The following is a 14,618-nucleotide window of genomic DNA, read 5'->3' on the forward strand; positions in this document are numbered from 1 at the left end:
CCGGCAGCGTGACCGGCATGATCAGCGTGGAACACCTCACCAAACGGTACGGGCGGCACGCCGCCGTCGACGACGTGTCGTTCCGCTGCGAGCCGGGCACCGTCACCGGCTTCCTGGGGCCGAACGGCGCCGGCAAGTCCACCACCATGCGGATGATCTGCGGCCTCACCCCGCCCAGCGGCGGCGGCGCCACCGTCGGCGGCCGACGGTACCGGGACCTGCCCAACCCGGGTCGCGAGATCGGGGTGCTGCTGGACGCCTCCGCCCAGCACGCCGGGCGCACCGGGCGGGAGGCGCTGACCGTGGCCGCCGAGACCATGGGCGTGGACCGCCGGCAGGTCACCAGCAAGCTCGACCTGGTCGGGCTGAACGAGGTCGCCGCGAAGCGCCGCGTCCGGGCGTACTCGTTGGGCATGCGGCAGCGGCTCGGCCTGGCGCTGGCGCTGCTGGGCGACCCCCGGGTGCTGATCCTCGACGAGCCGGCCAACGGGCTGGACCCGGAGGGGATCTTCTGGATGCGCGGCCTGCTGCGCGACTTCGCCGACCGGGGCGGCACCGTGCTGCTCTCCTCCCACCTGCTGCGCGAGGTGGAGGCGGTCGCGGACCGGCTGGTGGTCATCGGGGGCGGCCGGATCGTGGCCCAGGGCGACAAGGACGAGTTGCTGGCCGGCGGCGGCACCCTGGTCCGGGCCCGGAACGCGGCGGCGCTGCGCGGCGCGCTCGACCGGGCCGGGCTGGCCGTCACCGAGGGCACCGACGGGCTGCTGGTCCGCGCCGACGCCGACACGGTCGGGCAGGCCGCCGCCGACGCCGGCGTCGCCCTCACCGAGCTGCGGCCCGCCGGCAGCGCCGGCCTCGAACAGCTCTTCCTCACCCTGACCGCCGGCGCGTCGACCCGGGAGGCCGTCCGATGACCACCACCGTCACCACCTCGCCCACCGCCGCCCCGCACCGCCATCCCGACCTACGGCGGCCGTCGCTGCTCCGGCTCACCGGGGTCGAGCTGCGCAAGCTCGTCGACACCCGGGCCGGGCTGTGGCTGCTCATCACCATCGGGCTGCTCGCCGCCGCCCTGGTGGTGGTTCAGTTGATCTGGACGCCCGACGACGAGCAGACCTTCGTCAACTTCTTCCTACCGACGCTGCTGCCGGTCGGCCTGCTGCTGCCGGTGCTGGGCATCCTGTCGGTCACCGGGGAATGGTCGCAGCGCACCGCGCTGACCACGTTCGCCCTGGTGCCCCGGCGGGGCCGGGTGATCGCCGCGAAGCTGGCCGCGACGGTGCTGGCAGCCCTGGCGTCGGTGCTGGTCGGCCTCGCCGTGGCCGCCGTTGGCACGTTGGTCGCCGGCGCCACCGGCGGTGCCGGCACCTGGCGGTTCGAGGGGACGCTGCTACTACATGCGATCGTGTTCCAGGTGATCAACGTGCTGATGGGCGTCGGCTTCGGCCTGCTGCTGCTCAACACGCCGCTGGCGATCGTCGGCTACCTGCTGTTGCCGATGGTCTGGTCAATCCTCGGCACGATGATCCGGTCGTTGGAGGGCCCGGCCGGCTGGCTGGACACCACCCGCACCATGGAGCCGCTGTTGACCCCCGACGTCACCTCCGGGCAGTGGGCCCGGCTCGGGGTGTCGCTGCTGCTCTGGCTGGGCGTGCCGCTGGTCGTCGGGCTGATCCGTACGCTGCGCCGCGAGGTGTCCTGACGGTGGACAGCTACGGCACTCCCACCGTCGTCGACGGCGGCACGGCGGAGCTGGCGGTGCTCTGGGGCGGCTTCCCGGTGCTCGGCGCGGGCGTCGGGTGGCTGCTCGCCGAGGGCGCGGGGTGGATCGCCGAGCTGCCCTGGGCACCGGCCCAGGGGCTGTTCGAGCTGGTCGACGGGTTGCCTGAGGCGCAGGCCAGCATCGGCGGGGTGGCGGTCGGCATGCTCGGCGGCCTGGTGATCGCCGCCATCGGCACCGCCGAACGGCTCACCGTCACGGTCGACACCGAGCGGGCCCGGCTGCGGCGCAGTGGCAGCACGCGGGAGGTCATGCGGCGGCAGGTGCGCGCGGTGTTCCACGACGGCAAGCACCTGGTGCTGCTCGGCACCGACGACGACGAGGTGGCCCGGGAGAAGTCGGACCTCTCCGCCGAGCGGTTGGCCGCCGCCTTCCGCGGGCAGGGCTGGCCGTGGACGGACACCGACCCGCACCGGGACGCGTACCGGCGGTGGGTGCCGGACCTGCCCGGGCTGCCGACGGGCGCGGATGCGCTGCTGCGGGCCCGGCAGCGGGCGCTGGAGAAGGACAAGGACGGCGAGGCCCGGGAACTACGCGACGAGCTGGCCCGCACCGGGGTGGTGGTCCGCGACGACCGTAAACGGCAGTACTGGCGGCTGACCCGCTCGGCCGTCACCGGTGAGCCATCGGATCGGGACGGGGAGGCTTCGGACCGGTGACCGAGTACGTCCTGCGTCCGCCGCGCAATCCGGTGCGACGCGGGCCATCGGCTGGTGGGCGACGCAGGTGGTCGTCGTCGTGCTGCCGCCGGTCCTCGTACTGGTGCTGCTGGGTTCGTTGATCGCCCCCGCCCGGTTCTGGTTGTTGCGGGCGGGGGCGGCGGCTACCAGGTCGAGGACGTGCTGCTGCCCGAGGGGCTGTGCTTCGCCGAGGAGGCGGTGCCCGGTGTGCTGTCGCAGTTCGTGGTGCCCCGCACCGGGGTGGCGGTCCGCGACGGCAGTACTGGACGCGACTTCCGCTGAGCCGGAGGGCGACGGCCGGTAGCGTTGCTCCTGACGGGGCCCTGGGCACGGGGAGCGCGCGATGACCGAGCAGCAGCCGTACCGGGTGGTGGCCCGGCACCCCGGCTTCGAGCTGCGCCGATACCCGGCGCACCTGGTCGCCGAGGTGCGGGCGGAGGGCGCGTTCGAGCAGGCCGCCCTGGACGCCTTCGGGCCGCTGGGCGCGTACGTCGGCGGCGCCAACCGCTCCCGGCAGGCGATCGCGCCGGGGACGGGCCCGGAGACGATCGCGCTGACGGCCCCGTTCGTACAGGAGGAGGGGGATCGGCCGGACCACTGGCTGGCGTGGCTCGTCATGCCGGCGGGCTTCACCCCCGACACGCTGCCCGAGCCGGCGGACCCCCGGGTGCACACCCGGGTGGTCCCGGAGCAGCTCGCCGCCGCGGTGCGCTTCACGGGTCGCTGGACGGCGGGAGCGTTCGACCGGCGGGCGATCGCGCTGGGCCGCGCGGTCACCGCGGTCGGGCTGCGTCCCGCCGGCGCGGTCCGGTACGCCCGCTTCGACCGGCCGTGGAAGCCGTGGTTCCTGCGCCACAACGAGGTCGTGCTGCCGATCGCCGAGTGAGCCGGCGGCGCTGACCGGCGAGGCACCGTCAGGCGGCGATGACCACGGCGGCCCCGATCGCGAGGAGCGCCGAGAACGCCGCCGAGGTCAGCCGCCGCCACGGCGGTGCGCCGGCCAGCGGCGGCAACCCCCGCCAGCGGTACGTGGCCAGGGCGATCCCGGCCGCCGAGAGGCCCGCGCCGACCGGCCACAGCCAGCCGGGGACCATCGACCAGTCGCCGAGCCGGTGGCCGAGACCGAGGTAGAGCACCGCCCAGGCGACGGCGGGCGCCAGGGTGAGCCGGTCGGGGGCCCGTCGGGTGGCGCCGAGCAGGCCCAGCCCGCCGAGGAAGGTGAGGACCACCCCGAGGCCGGCGCTGATCCAGACCGGCAGCGGCGGCCCGTCCCCGTCGGCGTCCCGCGCCGGTACGCCGAGCAGCCGCAGCCCGATCGGCTCGACGCCCCTGGCGGTGTTGCCGAGCACCACCACGCCCCGCCCGGTGGCCCGTTCGAAGCCCAGGTAGCCGTGGAAGCCGCCGGTGGCGCCGTTGTGCCAGACGATCTCGCGGTCGCCGTAGCGGGTGGTGAACCAGCCGTAGCCGACCCGCCTGCTGTCGTCCTCGGTGAAGCGCCCGGTGGCGGCGTCGGCGCCGGGGGCGGTGCCGGCGAGCGTCGCGCCGAGCAGCCGGGCCAGGTCCTCCACGGTCGACCAGGAGCCGACGCCGGCCGGCGCGTAGCCGTCGCCGACCCAGGCGTCGACCGCGCGACCGCCGGCCGTGGAACCCTCGGCGTGCCCGGACGGCAGGGCGGTGGCGTCGGTCGCCAGCACGGTCGCCGTCATACCGAGCGGTCGCAGCAGCTCACGGTCCAGCAGCTCCGGGTACGACGTGCCGGCCCGGGTGGCAAGCGCCTGCCCGAGCAACGCCATCCCGAGGTTGGAGTAGCGGACCTGCCCGCGCCCGTCGCCGGGCTCCTCGTCGCCGGCGGCGTCGACCAGCCATCCGGCGTCCTGTCCCGCGTAGGGGTTGCCGCCGGTGAGGTTCGCCCACCAGATGCTGACCAGGTCCCCGACCGAGGTGGCGAGACGGGGCAGGCCGGAGCGGTGACTGGCCAGCTCGGCCAGGGTGACCTCGCGGGCGGGACCGGTCAGCTCGGGCAGCGTGGCGCCGACCGGCTCGTCGGGGCGTACCGCACCGGCCGCGACCTGCCGGGCGAGCAACATCCCGGTCATCACCTTGGCGATCGAGCCGATCTCGAACGGGGTGCCCGGTTCCACCGGCCGGCCGGCCGGGTCGCGGTCGCCCAGGCCGGCGCTCCGGACCTGGCCGTTCTCCAGCACGGCGACGGCGAGACCCCGGTGGCCCTCGGGGTCGGGCACCGCCGCGCGGACAGCGGCGGCCAGCGCGGTGTCGCCGCTGCTCTGCGCGGTCAGCCGGGGCGCGCGGGGCATGACCCCCACGGCCGCGACCGCGCCGACGAGACCGATGACCAGGGCGAGGGCGGCCGGCTTGCGCATGGTGGTCCTTCCGTCGGGGGCTCCGAAGCGGGTCGGTGCCCCGGAGGGGTGACGGGTCAGCGGCGGGCGGCGGTGAGGATGGCCAGCAGCGGCACGACCCGTTCGGCCGGAACGGCGTAATGGCCCCGGCCGGCGCTGTGCAGCCAGCCGGCGGCGGTGAGCTGGCGCAGGTGGTGGTGCAGCTGGCCGGTGGTGCCCAGGCCCTCGATCTCGGCCAGCTCGCCGGTGCCGTGCCGGCCGCCGAGGATCTCGCGGAGCAGGCGCAGCCGGACCGGGTGCGCCAGGGCGGTCAGCACGCCGGCCAGCTCCGTCCAGTTGCCGGCGAGTACGTCGTCGACGACGCGGCCGTACTGCCAGTCGTAGTGCTGGTCGTCGAGGCGGACGGTGCCGGTGTAGAGCACCGCGCCGCTGCCCTCGCTCGGGATCCGCTGTTTCAGCCCGTTGAGCGCCCAGAACACGTCACCGGCCGGCGTCGTCGCCCCGGCCGGCGGCGGTTCTGCCCCGAAGCGCTCCGTCAGCGCGGCGACCTGCGCCTCCAGCGCGCTCAGCCGTTCCTCGATCTCCGCCATAGGTCGATAATACGAACTTACGTAGTTACGCACAAGAGGCGGATCCCCGGAGCCAATTCGGTACAAGATCCATCGCCCGCTACCGTTCCCTGGTCTGGGGAGGTCCGCGTGTACGTCGTGTCCGTAATCAACTACAAAGGCGGGGTCGGCAAGACCACCGTGACCGCCAACCTCGGTGCCGAGTTGGCCAACCGAGGGATGAAGGTGCTGCTCATCGACCTCGATCCGCAGGCCAGCCTGACGTTCGGCTTCTACGATCCCGACGACTGGCGGGACCGGCTGCGCGACGGCCGGACGGTGAAGCGCTGGTACGACGGCCTGCGCGGGGACACCCCGCCGACAAGCCTGGGCGAGTTGGTCGTCTCCCCCGGCCCGGCCAACGCGCGGCTCAGCGGCACGGGCCGCCTCGACCTGATCGCGTCCCACCTCCAGCTCGTCGACATCGACCTGGCGCTGGCCCGGGCCGTGGCCGACGGCGACGAGTACGACGCCGAGCTGTTCCGGGTACGCGGCTCCCTCGCCGAGGGGCTGCACGACGACGCGCTCGGCGGCTACGACCTGGTGCTCATCGACTGCCCGCCGAACTTCAACGTGGTCACCCAGTCGGCCATCATCGCCAGCGACCACCTGCTCATCCCGGCGAAGGCGGACTACCTGTCCACGTTGGGCATCGACTACCTGCACGGCAACGTGCGGGAGCTGGTCGAGCAGTACAACGCCGACGCCCGCCGGTTCGCCACCACCCGCCGGCACCACAAGGTCGCTCCCGACGTCGCCGGCGTGGTGTTCACGATGATCCAGCTGATGGCGCAGCGGCCGATCGCCGCCCACCAGGGCTACATGGACCAGGTCCGGGCGCTCGGCCTGCCGGTCTTTCCCACCGCCCTGCGGGAGAACGTCACCGCGTTCGCCACGAACGCCCCGCGCGGCGTGCCGGTGGTGCTCCGCGACCGGATCGCAACCCCGGCGGTCCGCGACGAGTTGCGCCAACTCGCCACCGAGTTCCTCGAACACCTCCAGCCCGAACGGGTGCTGGCATGACCGGCCCCACCGGCGACGTCGCCGACCTGGTGACCGCGCTGCTCCGAGGGCTGCCCGCCGCCGACCTCGCCGCCCTGGTCGAGGGACGGGCCCGGCTCGCGGTGGTGCCGGTCGACACGGCTCCGGCCAGGCCGCCGGCCGACCGGGTCGGCTCCCGCACGCGTCCGGCCGCCGCACCGGCCGCCCGCGCCGCCTCGCCCGCCCGACATGCCGCTCGGCAGGCACGTCAGGCCGCCCCGGCCACGGGTCAGGCCGCCCCACCCGCCCGTCGGGCCACGCCCGCGCCGGATCCGGCCCGTGCCCGGGCCGAGCTGGCGGCCATGTCCCGCCGCGACGACGGTACGGCGTACCTCTGCGGCTGGACGGCCCGCGACCTGCGGGCGCTCGCCGCGAGCCTGGAGCTGCGCGGCGTCAGCGGGCTACGCAAGGCGGACCTGGTGGACCGGATCGTCGACCGCACCATCGGCTTCCGGCTCGACTCCACCGCCATCCGCCGGCTCTGAGCACCCCCGTCCCTGCGGGTGCAGCGGTCGGCCCGGCCCGTCGGGCCCTCGCACCACACCCGGTGCGCGATTTCCGGCCGGCCGTAACTGTCGGGCCGGTCGCCTAGGCTGACCCCCTTACCGGCGGGTGGAGGAAGGCAGATGGACAGGTGGGTCGCGCTGCTGCGCGGGGTCAACGTCGGGGGCGCGAAGGTGGCCATGGCCGACCTGCGCCGGCTGGTCACCGGCCTCGGCCACGATGACGTGAAGACATACCTGCAGAGCGGCAACGTGGTCTTCGGCAGCACCGTGCGCGACGCCGACGCGTTGGCGCGGGGCATCGAGCGGGCCATCGCAGGCGAGTTGGGGTTGACGGTGCCGGTGCTGGTGCGCGGCGGCCGGGAGTTGGCGGCGGTGGCCGGCGGCAACCCGTACGCCGACCGGGAGGACGACCCGACGCGGCTGCTGGTGGTGTTCCTCGCGACCGCGCCCGCCCCCTCCGCCGTGGCCGCCCTGACTGCGCCGAGCGGCGAGAACCTCGCGTTCACGGTCACCGGGCGCGAGGCCTACCTGCACTATCCCGACGGCGGCTACGGCCGGTCGAAGTTCACCAACAACCACCTGGAGAAGAAGCTCGGCGTGGTGGCGACCACCCGCAACTGGCGGTCGGTGCGGGCCCTCGCGGAGCTGGCGACGGTTGCGTCAGCGTGATCCGGTCGGCCTGGGCCGACCGGATCACGCTGACCAGGAGTGCGAGGCGAGCGTCAGCTCACCCTGTCGGTCAGTTCACCGGGACGTTCTTGATGATCGTGGGGTACTGCACGCCTTCCCCGAATCCGACGTACCCGCCGGCGAAGACGGTCTCGCTACGCGGGTCGGTGGCCAGGTCCTGGATGCTCAGGCCGTACGGGTTGTCGACCGCTGGGAAGGTCACCTCGCTCCACTGACCGTTGGTGAGCCGGTAGAACTGGTTGAAGGTGCCGACCCAGACGGTGCCAGCCCCGTATGCCACACCGTGGACGTACTTTGTGATGCCGGGCATCTGCTCGTGCACCCAGGCCGTCCCGTTGAAGCGCAGGTAGCCGGGGGCGGTGTTGGTGCCGAAGACGTAGAGGTTACTGGAGGAAACCTCCACGGCCTCGTGGAAGAACCCGGTGTAGGTGGTCGGAAGGGTGCCCTGTGTCCAGGTCGACCCGTTCCACCGGTATGCGACCTTGGTGCTCGACGAAACGGACTGGGTGCCCAGCAGCCAGAAGTTGTTGGTCGCGGCGCCTACCAGGACGTCGGGCTGGATCGTCGGCATGGCCACCTTCTGCCAGGTGGTGCCGTTGAAGCGAAGCCCCTCGCCGATGATCGTGTCGAAGGCCCAGATGTTGTTGGCGCCGAAGGCGCGGATGATTCCGACCGGGTATTTGGTGCCGGCTGCCGCATTCGACCAGGCGGTGCCGTTCCAGTGCCAGCGTTGCGGGACGGCCTGCCTGTCGAACACAAAGAAATTGGTGCAGGAGACGCCACCGACGGCTGAATAGCGTGCACTGGCGGGGACATTCGGTCGTGGGATCTGGACCAACGTGGAGCCATTCCAGCAGCGAATGTCGGCCTGGTACTCGTCCGCGAACAAAACGTCACCGGAAAGGGTCGGCTCGACATGGCCGTAGGAGTTGGGCTTGGGCAGCGTCGGCGCTGGGCCGACCTCCGCCACCTGCCAGTTCCCGGGTTGCACGGCCTGAGCGGTGGGGGGTTCGGTGGCCTGGGCGGGAATCGAGAACGAGGCCAGTCCGACGAATAGGCTGCCGGCGGTTGCCAGGCGGCCCCAGTTTCGCATACGCAAAATGCTTCCCCTCATTTGCGTAGGCCACGGAGACCCGCCCCATCAGGTCTTGTTGTGACTGATCCCCGTGGCCCCTCTTGTTTCTCGGGCTACCCACAATCCTAATAGGACGACGATCTGGATGCCAGCGTATTGGTCAGCGATCGGCGTGCTTTTCCGCGTACGCGGCCAGCACCGGCAGGGGCGCTGCCCCCAGCCCGGCCTGTCCCGTCGTGTGTGTGCTCAGAAGTGGTACGCGGTGTGGTACTCGGGCACGATCACCCGGCTGCGCGGGGAGGCCCGGCGCACCGCCGCGACGAGCGTGTCCAGCCGCTCGCGGTCGGTCGGCGCGACGGTCACCGGGTTGCGCAGCTCGGTCTCGAAGTTGTCGAAGTGCACCGGAACCACGACCTTCGGCCGGTCCAGCGCGTCGAGCAACCGCTCGGCGTAGTTGGCGGTTGCGGTGCTGCTCGGCAGCGCCACCATCGCCACGTCGGGCGCCAGCCCGGTCAGGTTCCGCTCGGCGAAGTCGCTCGCGCCCATGAAGAAGACCGACGGGCCGCCGGCCACCCGCAGCTGGTAGGCGAGGGTGTCGCCCTCGGGCAGGTCGGCGATGGTCACCGGCCTGGCCGGCTGGCTGACCCGGACGCCGGGAAAGGCCATCGAGTACGACAGGTTGCGGCTGTGCAGCGAGCTCACCACCTCCACGGTGTACGCGCCGAAGTCCAGCACCTCCCCGCCCCGGACCGGGCTGAGCTTCCCCGACGGCAGCCCGTACGCCAGCCCGAGGTGGTAGGCGGTCAGCGTGCCGACGACCCGGGCACCGGTGCGGCCCACGATGTGCGGCACGTCCATGTAGTGGTCCCAGTGGGTGTGCGTGACGAGCACCGTCTCGGCCCGGTCCACCAGGGAGTCGACGACGTCGGTGCGGACCTCCAACTTCGTGGCCTGGTTGAAGGCGCCCCGGAACAGCCCCGTGTCGATCCGGCTGAGGAAGGGGTCGACCAAAACGGTCCGGTCGCCGATGTCGATGCGCCAGGCCGACGTACCCCACCAGCGGAAGCTGACCGGGCCGCTGCGGCGGCCGGCCGGGGCGGCGGCGACCGGGGCGGCGGCCGGCGGCGCGGCGTGTGCCGGGCCGGTCAGGGCGGTGCCGGCGAGCCCGCCGGCGGAGACCAGCGCGGTGCTGGCGGCGGCGTCGCGGAGGAAGCGGCGGCGGTCGATGTTGGGCATGCGGAACTCTCCCCGTCGTGGTGCTGATCGGTCGGTGCCGAGCCAATCAGCACGACCCGGGAACGGTCCAAGATCCTCGGCCGACACAATCGATATCCACCGGCATATCGGGCCAGCTCAGTGGGGTCGACCACGACGCGGTACGGCCGGAAAACCAGCCGGCGCAGGGCCTCGAACTCAGTCGCCGCGCAGGGCCTCGACGGCGGTCCGGGCGGCCTGGCCCATCGCCAGGTCCACGTCGATACGGCGGGTGGCGAGTTGGGCGGCACGCACGAAGACGGCGATGGCGTACCGGCCGCCGTCGGGATACTCGGCCACACCGGCCTCCAGGTGCAGACCCGGCAGCGAACCGGTCTTGCCGGACACCCGCACCCCGGGCGGGAAGCCGGACGCCAGGCGCGTCCAGAAGAGCTGTTGGGCCATCCAGCCCCGGACCATCACGCACGCCTCGGGCGGGCCGGCCTCGTCCCGCCAGATCAGGCCGAGTAGCCGGGTGATCTCCCGGGCGGTGCTCGACGTCGTCTGTGCGGGGTCGAACATCCGCATCGCGCGCACCCGCTCGGGCGGCAGGGTGGGGAAGATCCGGGCGAAGTCCGCCTCGGTACGCGCGCCCACGTCGGCGAGCATCGTCTCCACCAGCTGTCGAGGGCCGCCGACGACCCGGGTACGCGGCAGCCCCAACTCGGCGGCGAGCATCGGCAGCACATCCGCCCCGACCCGGCGCAGCAGCAGGTCGGCGGCGGTGTTGTCGCTGACCGACATGGTGAAGTAGGCCAGGTCCCGTAGCGACACCTCGGCGTCGTCGGCGCAACCGGCGACGCCCCACCCGCCGAGCCGGTCGTCGGCGGTGACGAGGACCCGTTCCCGGGCGTCAAGCTGGCCGGCGACGACCTGCCGGGCGAACTCCAGCACCAGCAGCACCTTGAAGATCGAGGCGATCACCACCTGCTCGTCCGCCCGGACAGCCACCTCGCACCGCGCTCCGGGCCGCCCCGATCCACTGCCGCCATCGAGGTCGACGACGTGCAGGCAGCCGGTGACCCCGGCCCGTTCGAAGATCTCCGCAATGCGCTCTGTCGCCACCTGCGCACGGTAGCCGCCGCCCCCGGCCGGCGTCGGGCGCTGGCGTAGGGTCCGGCCGTGGACCTGCTCCGACACCTGCGGCACTTCGTGGTGGTCGCCCACGAGCTGCACTTCGGGCGGGCCGCCGAGCTGCTCGGCATGGCCCAGCCGCCGCTGAGCCAGTCGGTGCAGCGCCTGGAGCGGGAGCTGGCGGTGGAGCTGTTCGACCGCTCCCGGCGGCAGGTGCGGCTGACCACCGCAGGGCAGTTGCTGCTCGGCGAGGCCGAGGAACTGCTCGCCGGGGAGGGCCGGCTGCGCAACCTGATGCGGCAGGTACGCGAGGGGGTGTCCGGGGTGCTCCGGGCCGGGGTGCCGCCGGAGACGCCCGCCGTGACCCTGCGCGAGCTGCTCGACCGGCTGGCCGACCGCGCGCCCGGGCTCGACGTGGACCTGCACGAGCTGACCAGCGGCGAGCAGGAGCGGATGCTGACCGAGGGGCGGCTGGACGTCGGCCTGCTGCACCACCCCGTCACCGACGACGGGCTGCGCCTCGGCGCCGCAGTCGACGTACCGCTGGGGGTGCTGCTGCCGCGCGCCTCGCCGCTCGCGCGGGGCCGGGAGGTCGAGCTGGCGGCGCTGGCCGGCCTGGACCTGGTGACCGCGCCCCGGGCCACCGCGCCCGGCTGGCACGACCACCTGCTGGAGGTCTGCCGCCGGCACGGGTTCGCGCCGGGGCGGGTCCGTCCGGCCCGCAACCCGGAGTTCCTCTTCGGGCTGGTGCTGGCCGGCGGCGGGGTCGCCGTCGAGCCGGCGGCGACAGCCCGCCGGGAACCCCGGATCGCCTGGCGGCCGATCGCCGGATCCCCGCTGGTCAGGCGCACCTCGGCGGCCTGGCCGCGGCGGGGGGCGCACCCGGCCGCGCCGATGTTCGGGCAGCTCGCGGCGGAGGTGCTGGCCGACGGGTCGGAGCCGCCGGCGCCGCCGCCCGGGCCGGCGCCCCGCCCCTGGCCGGTGCTCTTCGACGAGCCGGCCTGAGTCCGGGATCACCGACGGGAATGCTCCGCCAGTTCTGATCTGGCGGGCGCTGGCCGCCGTCTCGCGCCTGAAGGGTGGGACCGGAGCCGGGAGGGGAACCATGACGCCGCTGCGCCTCGCCGTGATCATCGGCAGCACCCGGGAGGGACGCACGGGCGACCGGATCGGCCGCTGGTTCGTCGACCGGGCGCGGCGACACGACGAGCTGGCGGTGACGGTCGTCGACCTCGCCGACCACGACTTCCTCGCCAGCTGTCCGTCCGAGCCGACGCCGGCCGTGCGGTCGTTCGTCGCGCGGGTCGGCCTGGCCGAGGCGTTCGTCGTGGTCACCCCCGAGTACAACCACAGCTTCCCGGGCTCGTTGAAACAGGCGATCGACCACGCGTACGACGAGTGGCAGGCCAAACCGGTCGGCTTCGTGTCGTACGGGTGCGGTTCCATCGGTTTGCACGCGGTCGAGCAGCTCCGGACGGTCTTCACCGCGCTGCACGCGGTCACGATGCGCGACACCGTCGGTGTCGACCTGCTCGACGGCGAGCCGTCGCCCCCGGCGGCGGACCGGTTGGAGCGGGACGCCGATGTCCTGCTCGACCAGCTCCGTTGGTGGGGCCTGACCCTGCGCGACGGCCGCGCCACACGCCCGTACGTCTCCTGAGGAACATGAGAAGGGTAGGGACAATGAAACGCAGTACCGGCCTGGCAATCGAGGCCGAGGGTCTGACCCGGTCGTTCGGGGACACCCGGGCGCTCGCCGGCATGGATCTCCAGGTGCCCGCCGGCACCGTCTACGGGCTGCTCGGCCCGAACGGCGCCGGCAAGACCACAGCGGTACGGGTGCTGGCGACGCTACTGCGCCCCGACGGCGGGCGGGCCCGGGTCTTCGGGCACGACGTCGTCAAGGAGGCCGACGCCGTACGCGCCCGGATGAGCCTGACCGGCCAGTACGCCTCGGTGGACGAGGACCTGACCGGGCGGGAGAACCTGGTGCTCCTCGCCCGCCTGCTCGGGCACGGCAAGCCGGCCGCCCGAGACCGGGCGGAGAGCATGCTCACCGCGTTCGGCCTGACCGATGCGGGCGACCGGCAGGTCAAGAAGTACTCGGGCGGCATGCGGCGGCGCATCGACATCGCGGCGAGCATTCTCAACACGCCCGACCTGCTGTTCCTCGACGAGCCGACGACAGGGCTGGACCCGCGCAGCCGCAACCAGGTGTGGGAGATCGTCCGGGCCGTCGTGGCGCACGGCACGACCGTGCTGCTGACCACGCAGTACCTCGACGAGGCCGACCAGCTCGCCGGCCGCATCGCGGTGGTGGACCACGGCCGGGTGATCGCGGAGGGCACCCCGGGCGAGCTGAAGTCCTCGGTCGGCGCTGGCACCGTCCACCTGCGGCTGCGCGACGCGGGGCAGCGGCCCGAGGCCGAGCGGCTGCTCCGGGCGGCGCTGGGCGTGCCGGTGCAGCTCGAAGCCGATCCGGTCGCGCTGACCGCCCGGGTCGGCGGGGACGGCAACGACCTCGACGCCAGCGAGCAGGCCGCCCAGGCGCTCGGCGACCTGGCCCGCGCCGGCATCGTCGTCGACGACTTCTCCCTCGGCCAGCCGAGCCTGGACGAGGTCTTCCTGGCCCTGACCGACCACCCCGCCGTCGCAACCGACGAGCGGGACGACGAGCTGGAGGCAGCCCGATGAGCAACGCCACCACGACCGGGCGGGCCCCGTCCGTCTACGTACCGTCGGCGGAGGCGCTGTCGACCGTCCTCGCGCCCGGCTCGCGACCGCCCGGGCCGAACGCGGTGACAGCGTCGCTCACGTTCGGCTGGCGGGCCCTGCTGAAGATCAAGCACGTGCCGGAGCAACTGTTCGACGTGACGGCGTTCCCGATCATCATGGTGCTGATGTTCACGTACCTGTTCGGCGGTGCCCTCGCCGACAGCCCGCGCGACTACCTCCAGTTCTTCCTGCCCGGCATCATGGTCACGAGCGTCGTGATGATCACCATGTACACCGGGGTCGGGCTGAACACCGACATCGAGAAGGGTGTCTTCGACCGGTTCCGGACCCTGCCGGTGTGGCGGCCGGCCCCACTGGTCGGCATGATCTTCGGCGACGTGCTGCGCTACGTGCTGGCGGCCGTGGTCATCCTCGGCGTCGGGCTGGTGCTGGGGTTCCGGCCCGACGGCGGGCTGCCCGGCGTGCTGGCCGGGATCGGCCTACTGGTGGTCTTCTCGTTCGCGTTCTCCTGGGTCTGGACGTTCTTCGGCCTCATCCTGCGCAGCGAGAAGTCCGTGATGGGCGTGAGCATGATGGTGCTCTTCCCGCTGACCTTCCTGAGCAACGTGTTCGTCGACCCCGCGACCATGCCCGGCTGGCTCCAGGCGTTCGTCAACGTCAACCCGATCTCGCAGCTGGTGGCCTCGGTACGCGCGGTGATGTCGGGCGGGTCGGACGCGTCGGCCACGATGTGGACGCTGCTGTGGAGCGCCGGCTTCGTGGTGGTCTTCGGCACCCTGACGATGTACCGCTACAACCGCCGCTGACCAACCCA

The 14,618-nt window shown here is 73.1% G+C and carries 17 protein-coding genes; 12 read left to right on the forward strand and 5 right to left on the reverse strand.

Translation table 11 applies throughout. The features are described from left to right. Positions 1 to 17: 17 nt before the first annotated feature. From GA0070608_RS04195 to GA0070608_RS04210, 5 genes are all read left to right on the forward strand, one after another. Positions 18 to 914 (forward strand): ABC transporter ATP-binding protein, encoded by an 897-nt coding sequence (locus GA0070608_RS04195; protein ID WP_091634248.1) that lies wholly within the window; start codon positions 18 to 20, stop codon positions 912 to 914. Continuing rightward, positions 911 to 1,702, forward strand: coding sequence for an ABC transporter permease (locus GA0070608_RS04200; RefSeq protein ID WP_091621961.1), 792 nt, complete (start codon positions 911 to 913; stop codon positions 1,700 to 1,702). Before GA0070608_RS04195 ends, GA0070608_RS04200 begins: the two co-directional genes overlap by 4 nt. Positions 1,703 to 1,704: 2 nt before the next feature. Beyond that, positions 1,705 to 2,439, forward strand: coding sequence for a YqeB family protein (locus GA0070608_RS04205; protein ID WP_091621964.1), 735 nt, complete (start codon positions 1,705 to 1,707; stop codon positions 2,437 to 2,439). 180 nt (positions 2,440 to 2,619) lie between these two features. Then, the gene (locus tag GA0070608_RS33915; RefSeq protein WP_281185813.1) at positions 2,620 to 2,742 is read left to right on the forward strand and encodes a hypothetical protein; all 123 of its coding nucleotides are present in this window, start codon (positions 2,620 to 2,622) and stop codon (positions 2,740 to 2,742) included. Positions 2,743 to 2,803: 61 nt separating this feature from the next. Further along, positions 2,804 to 3,346 carry an SOUL family heme-binding protein gene (locus GA0070608_RS04210; RefSeq protein WP_091621969.1) on the forward strand — a complete coding sequence of 181 codons (543 nt, stop codon included), beginning with the start codon at positions 2,804 to 2,806 and terminating at the stop codon, positions 3,344 to 3,346. 28 nt (positions 3,347 to 3,374) lie between these two features. Here the strand turns inward: GA0070608_RS04210 and GA0070608_RS04215 are convergent, their stop codons facing one another. Next, positions 3,375 to 4,841 carry a serine hydrolase domain-containing protein gene (locus GA0070608_RS04215; protein WP_091621972.1) on the reverse strand — a complete coding sequence of 489 codons (1,467 nt, stop codon included), beginning with the start codon at positions 4,839 to 4,841 and terminating at the stop codon, positions 3,375 to 3,377. A 56-nt stretch (positions 4,842 to 4,897) separates the two neighbouring features. Further along, positions 4,898 to 5,410 (reverse strand): ArsR/SmtB family transcription factor, encoded by a 513-nt coding sequence (locus GA0070608_RS04220; RefSeq protein ID WP_091621975.1) that lies wholly within the window; start codon positions 5,408 to 5,410, stop codon positions 4,898 to 4,900. Between the two features lie 108 nt (positions 5,411 to 5,518). Between GA0070608_RS04220 and GA0070608_RS04225 the strand changes: the two genes are divergently transcribed. The 3 genes from GA0070608_RS04225 to GA0070608_RS04235 all read left to right on the forward strand — a co-directional run bounded on the left by GA0070608_RS04225 (position 5,519) and on the right by GA0070608_RS04235 (position 7,644). After that, on the forward strand, positions 5,519 to 6,451 hold the full coding sequence (locus GA0070608_RS04225) for a ParA family protein (RefSeq protein WP_091621978.1): 933 nt from the start codon (positions 5,519 to 5,521) through the stop codon (positions 6,449 to 6,451). Beyond that, positions 6,448 to 6,954 carry a Rho termination factor N-terminal domain-containing protein gene (locus GA0070608_RS04230; protein ID WP_091621982.1) on the forward strand — a complete coding sequence of 169 codons (507 nt, stop codon included), beginning with the start codon at positions 6,448 to 6,450 and terminating at the stop codon, positions 6,952 to 6,954. The genes GA0070608_RS04225 and GA0070608_RS04230 overlap by 4 nt, the downstream gene beginning before the upstream one ends. A gap of 141 nt (positions 6,955 to 7,095) precedes the next feature. Next, positions 7,096 to 7,644, forward strand: coding sequence for a DUF1697 domain-containing protein (locus tag GA0070608_RS04235; RefSeq protein WP_091621986.1), 549 nt, complete (start codon positions 7,096 to 7,098; stop codon positions 7,642 to 7,644). Between the two features lie 70 nt (positions 7,645 to 7,714). Here the strand turns inward: GA0070608_RS04235 and GA0070608_RS04240 are convergent, their stop codons facing one another. From GA0070608_RS04240 to GA0070608_RS04250, 3 genes are all read right to left on the reverse strand, one after another. Beyond that, on the reverse strand, positions 7,715 to 8,422 hold the full coding sequence (locus GA0070608_RS04240) for a hypothetical protein (RefSeq protein ID WP_091621989.1): 708 nt from the start codon (positions 8,420 to 8,422) through the stop codon (positions 7,715 to 7,717). A gap of 564 nt (positions 8,423 to 8,986) precedes the next feature. Next, positions 8,987 to 9,976: an MBL fold metallo-hydrolase gene (locus GA0070608_RS04245; protein ID WP_091621992.1), complete on the reverse strand. Its 990-nt coding sequence runs from the start codon at positions 9,974 to 9,976 to the stop codon at positions 8,987 to 8,989. A gap of 177 nt (positions 9,977 to 10,153) precedes the next feature. After that, positions 10,154 to 11,059 carry a serine hydrolase gene (locus GA0070608_RS04250; protein WP_091634251.1) on the reverse strand — a complete coding sequence of 302 codons (906 nt, stop codon included), beginning with the start codon at positions 11,057 to 11,059 and terminating at the stop codon, positions 10,154 to 10,156. A gap of 57 nt (positions 11,060 to 11,116) precedes the next feature. Between GA0070608_RS04250 and GA0070608_RS04255 the strand changes: the two genes are divergently transcribed. The 4 genes from GA0070608_RS04255 (at position 11,117) to GA0070608_RS04270 (ending at position 14,610) form a co-directional block, all read left to right on the forward strand. Next, positions 11,117 to 12,073 carry a LysR family transcriptional regulator gene (locus GA0070608_RS04255; RefSeq protein WP_091621995.1) on the forward strand — a complete coding sequence of 319 codons (957 nt, stop codon included), beginning with the start codon at positions 11,117 to 11,119 and terminating at the stop codon, positions 12,071 to 12,073. A gap of 100 nt (positions 12,074 to 12,173) precedes the next feature. Then, positions 12,174 to 12,728 carry an NADPH-dependent FMN reductase gene (locus tag GA0070608_RS04260; protein ID WP_091621998.1) on the forward strand — a complete coding sequence of 185 codons (555 nt, stop codon included), beginning with the start codon at positions 12,174 to 12,176 and terminating at the stop codon, positions 12,726 to 12,728. Between the two features lie 23 nt (positions 12,729 to 12,751). Beyond that, positions 12,752 to 13,762 (forward strand): ATP-binding cassette domain-containing protein, encoded by a 1,011-nt coding sequence (locus tag GA0070608_RS04265; RefSeq protein WP_091622001.1) that lies wholly within the window; start codon positions 12,752 to 12,754, stop codon positions 13,760 to 13,762. Continuing rightward, complete coding sequence (locus GA0070608_RS04270) at positions 13,759 to 14,610, forward strand: ABC transporter permease (protein ID WP_091622004.1); 852 nt, start codon at positions 13,759 to 13,761, stop codon at positions 14,608 to 14,610. Before GA0070608_RS04265 ends, GA0070608_RS04270 begins: the two co-directional genes overlap by 4 nt. Positions 14,611 to 14,618: the final 8 nt, after the last annotated feature.

It is taken from the genome of Micromonospora peucetia (assembly GCF_900091625.1).
Classification (GTDB): Bacteria; Actinomycetota; Actinomycetes; order Mycobacteriales; family Micromonosporaceae; genus Micromonospora; species Micromonospora peucetia.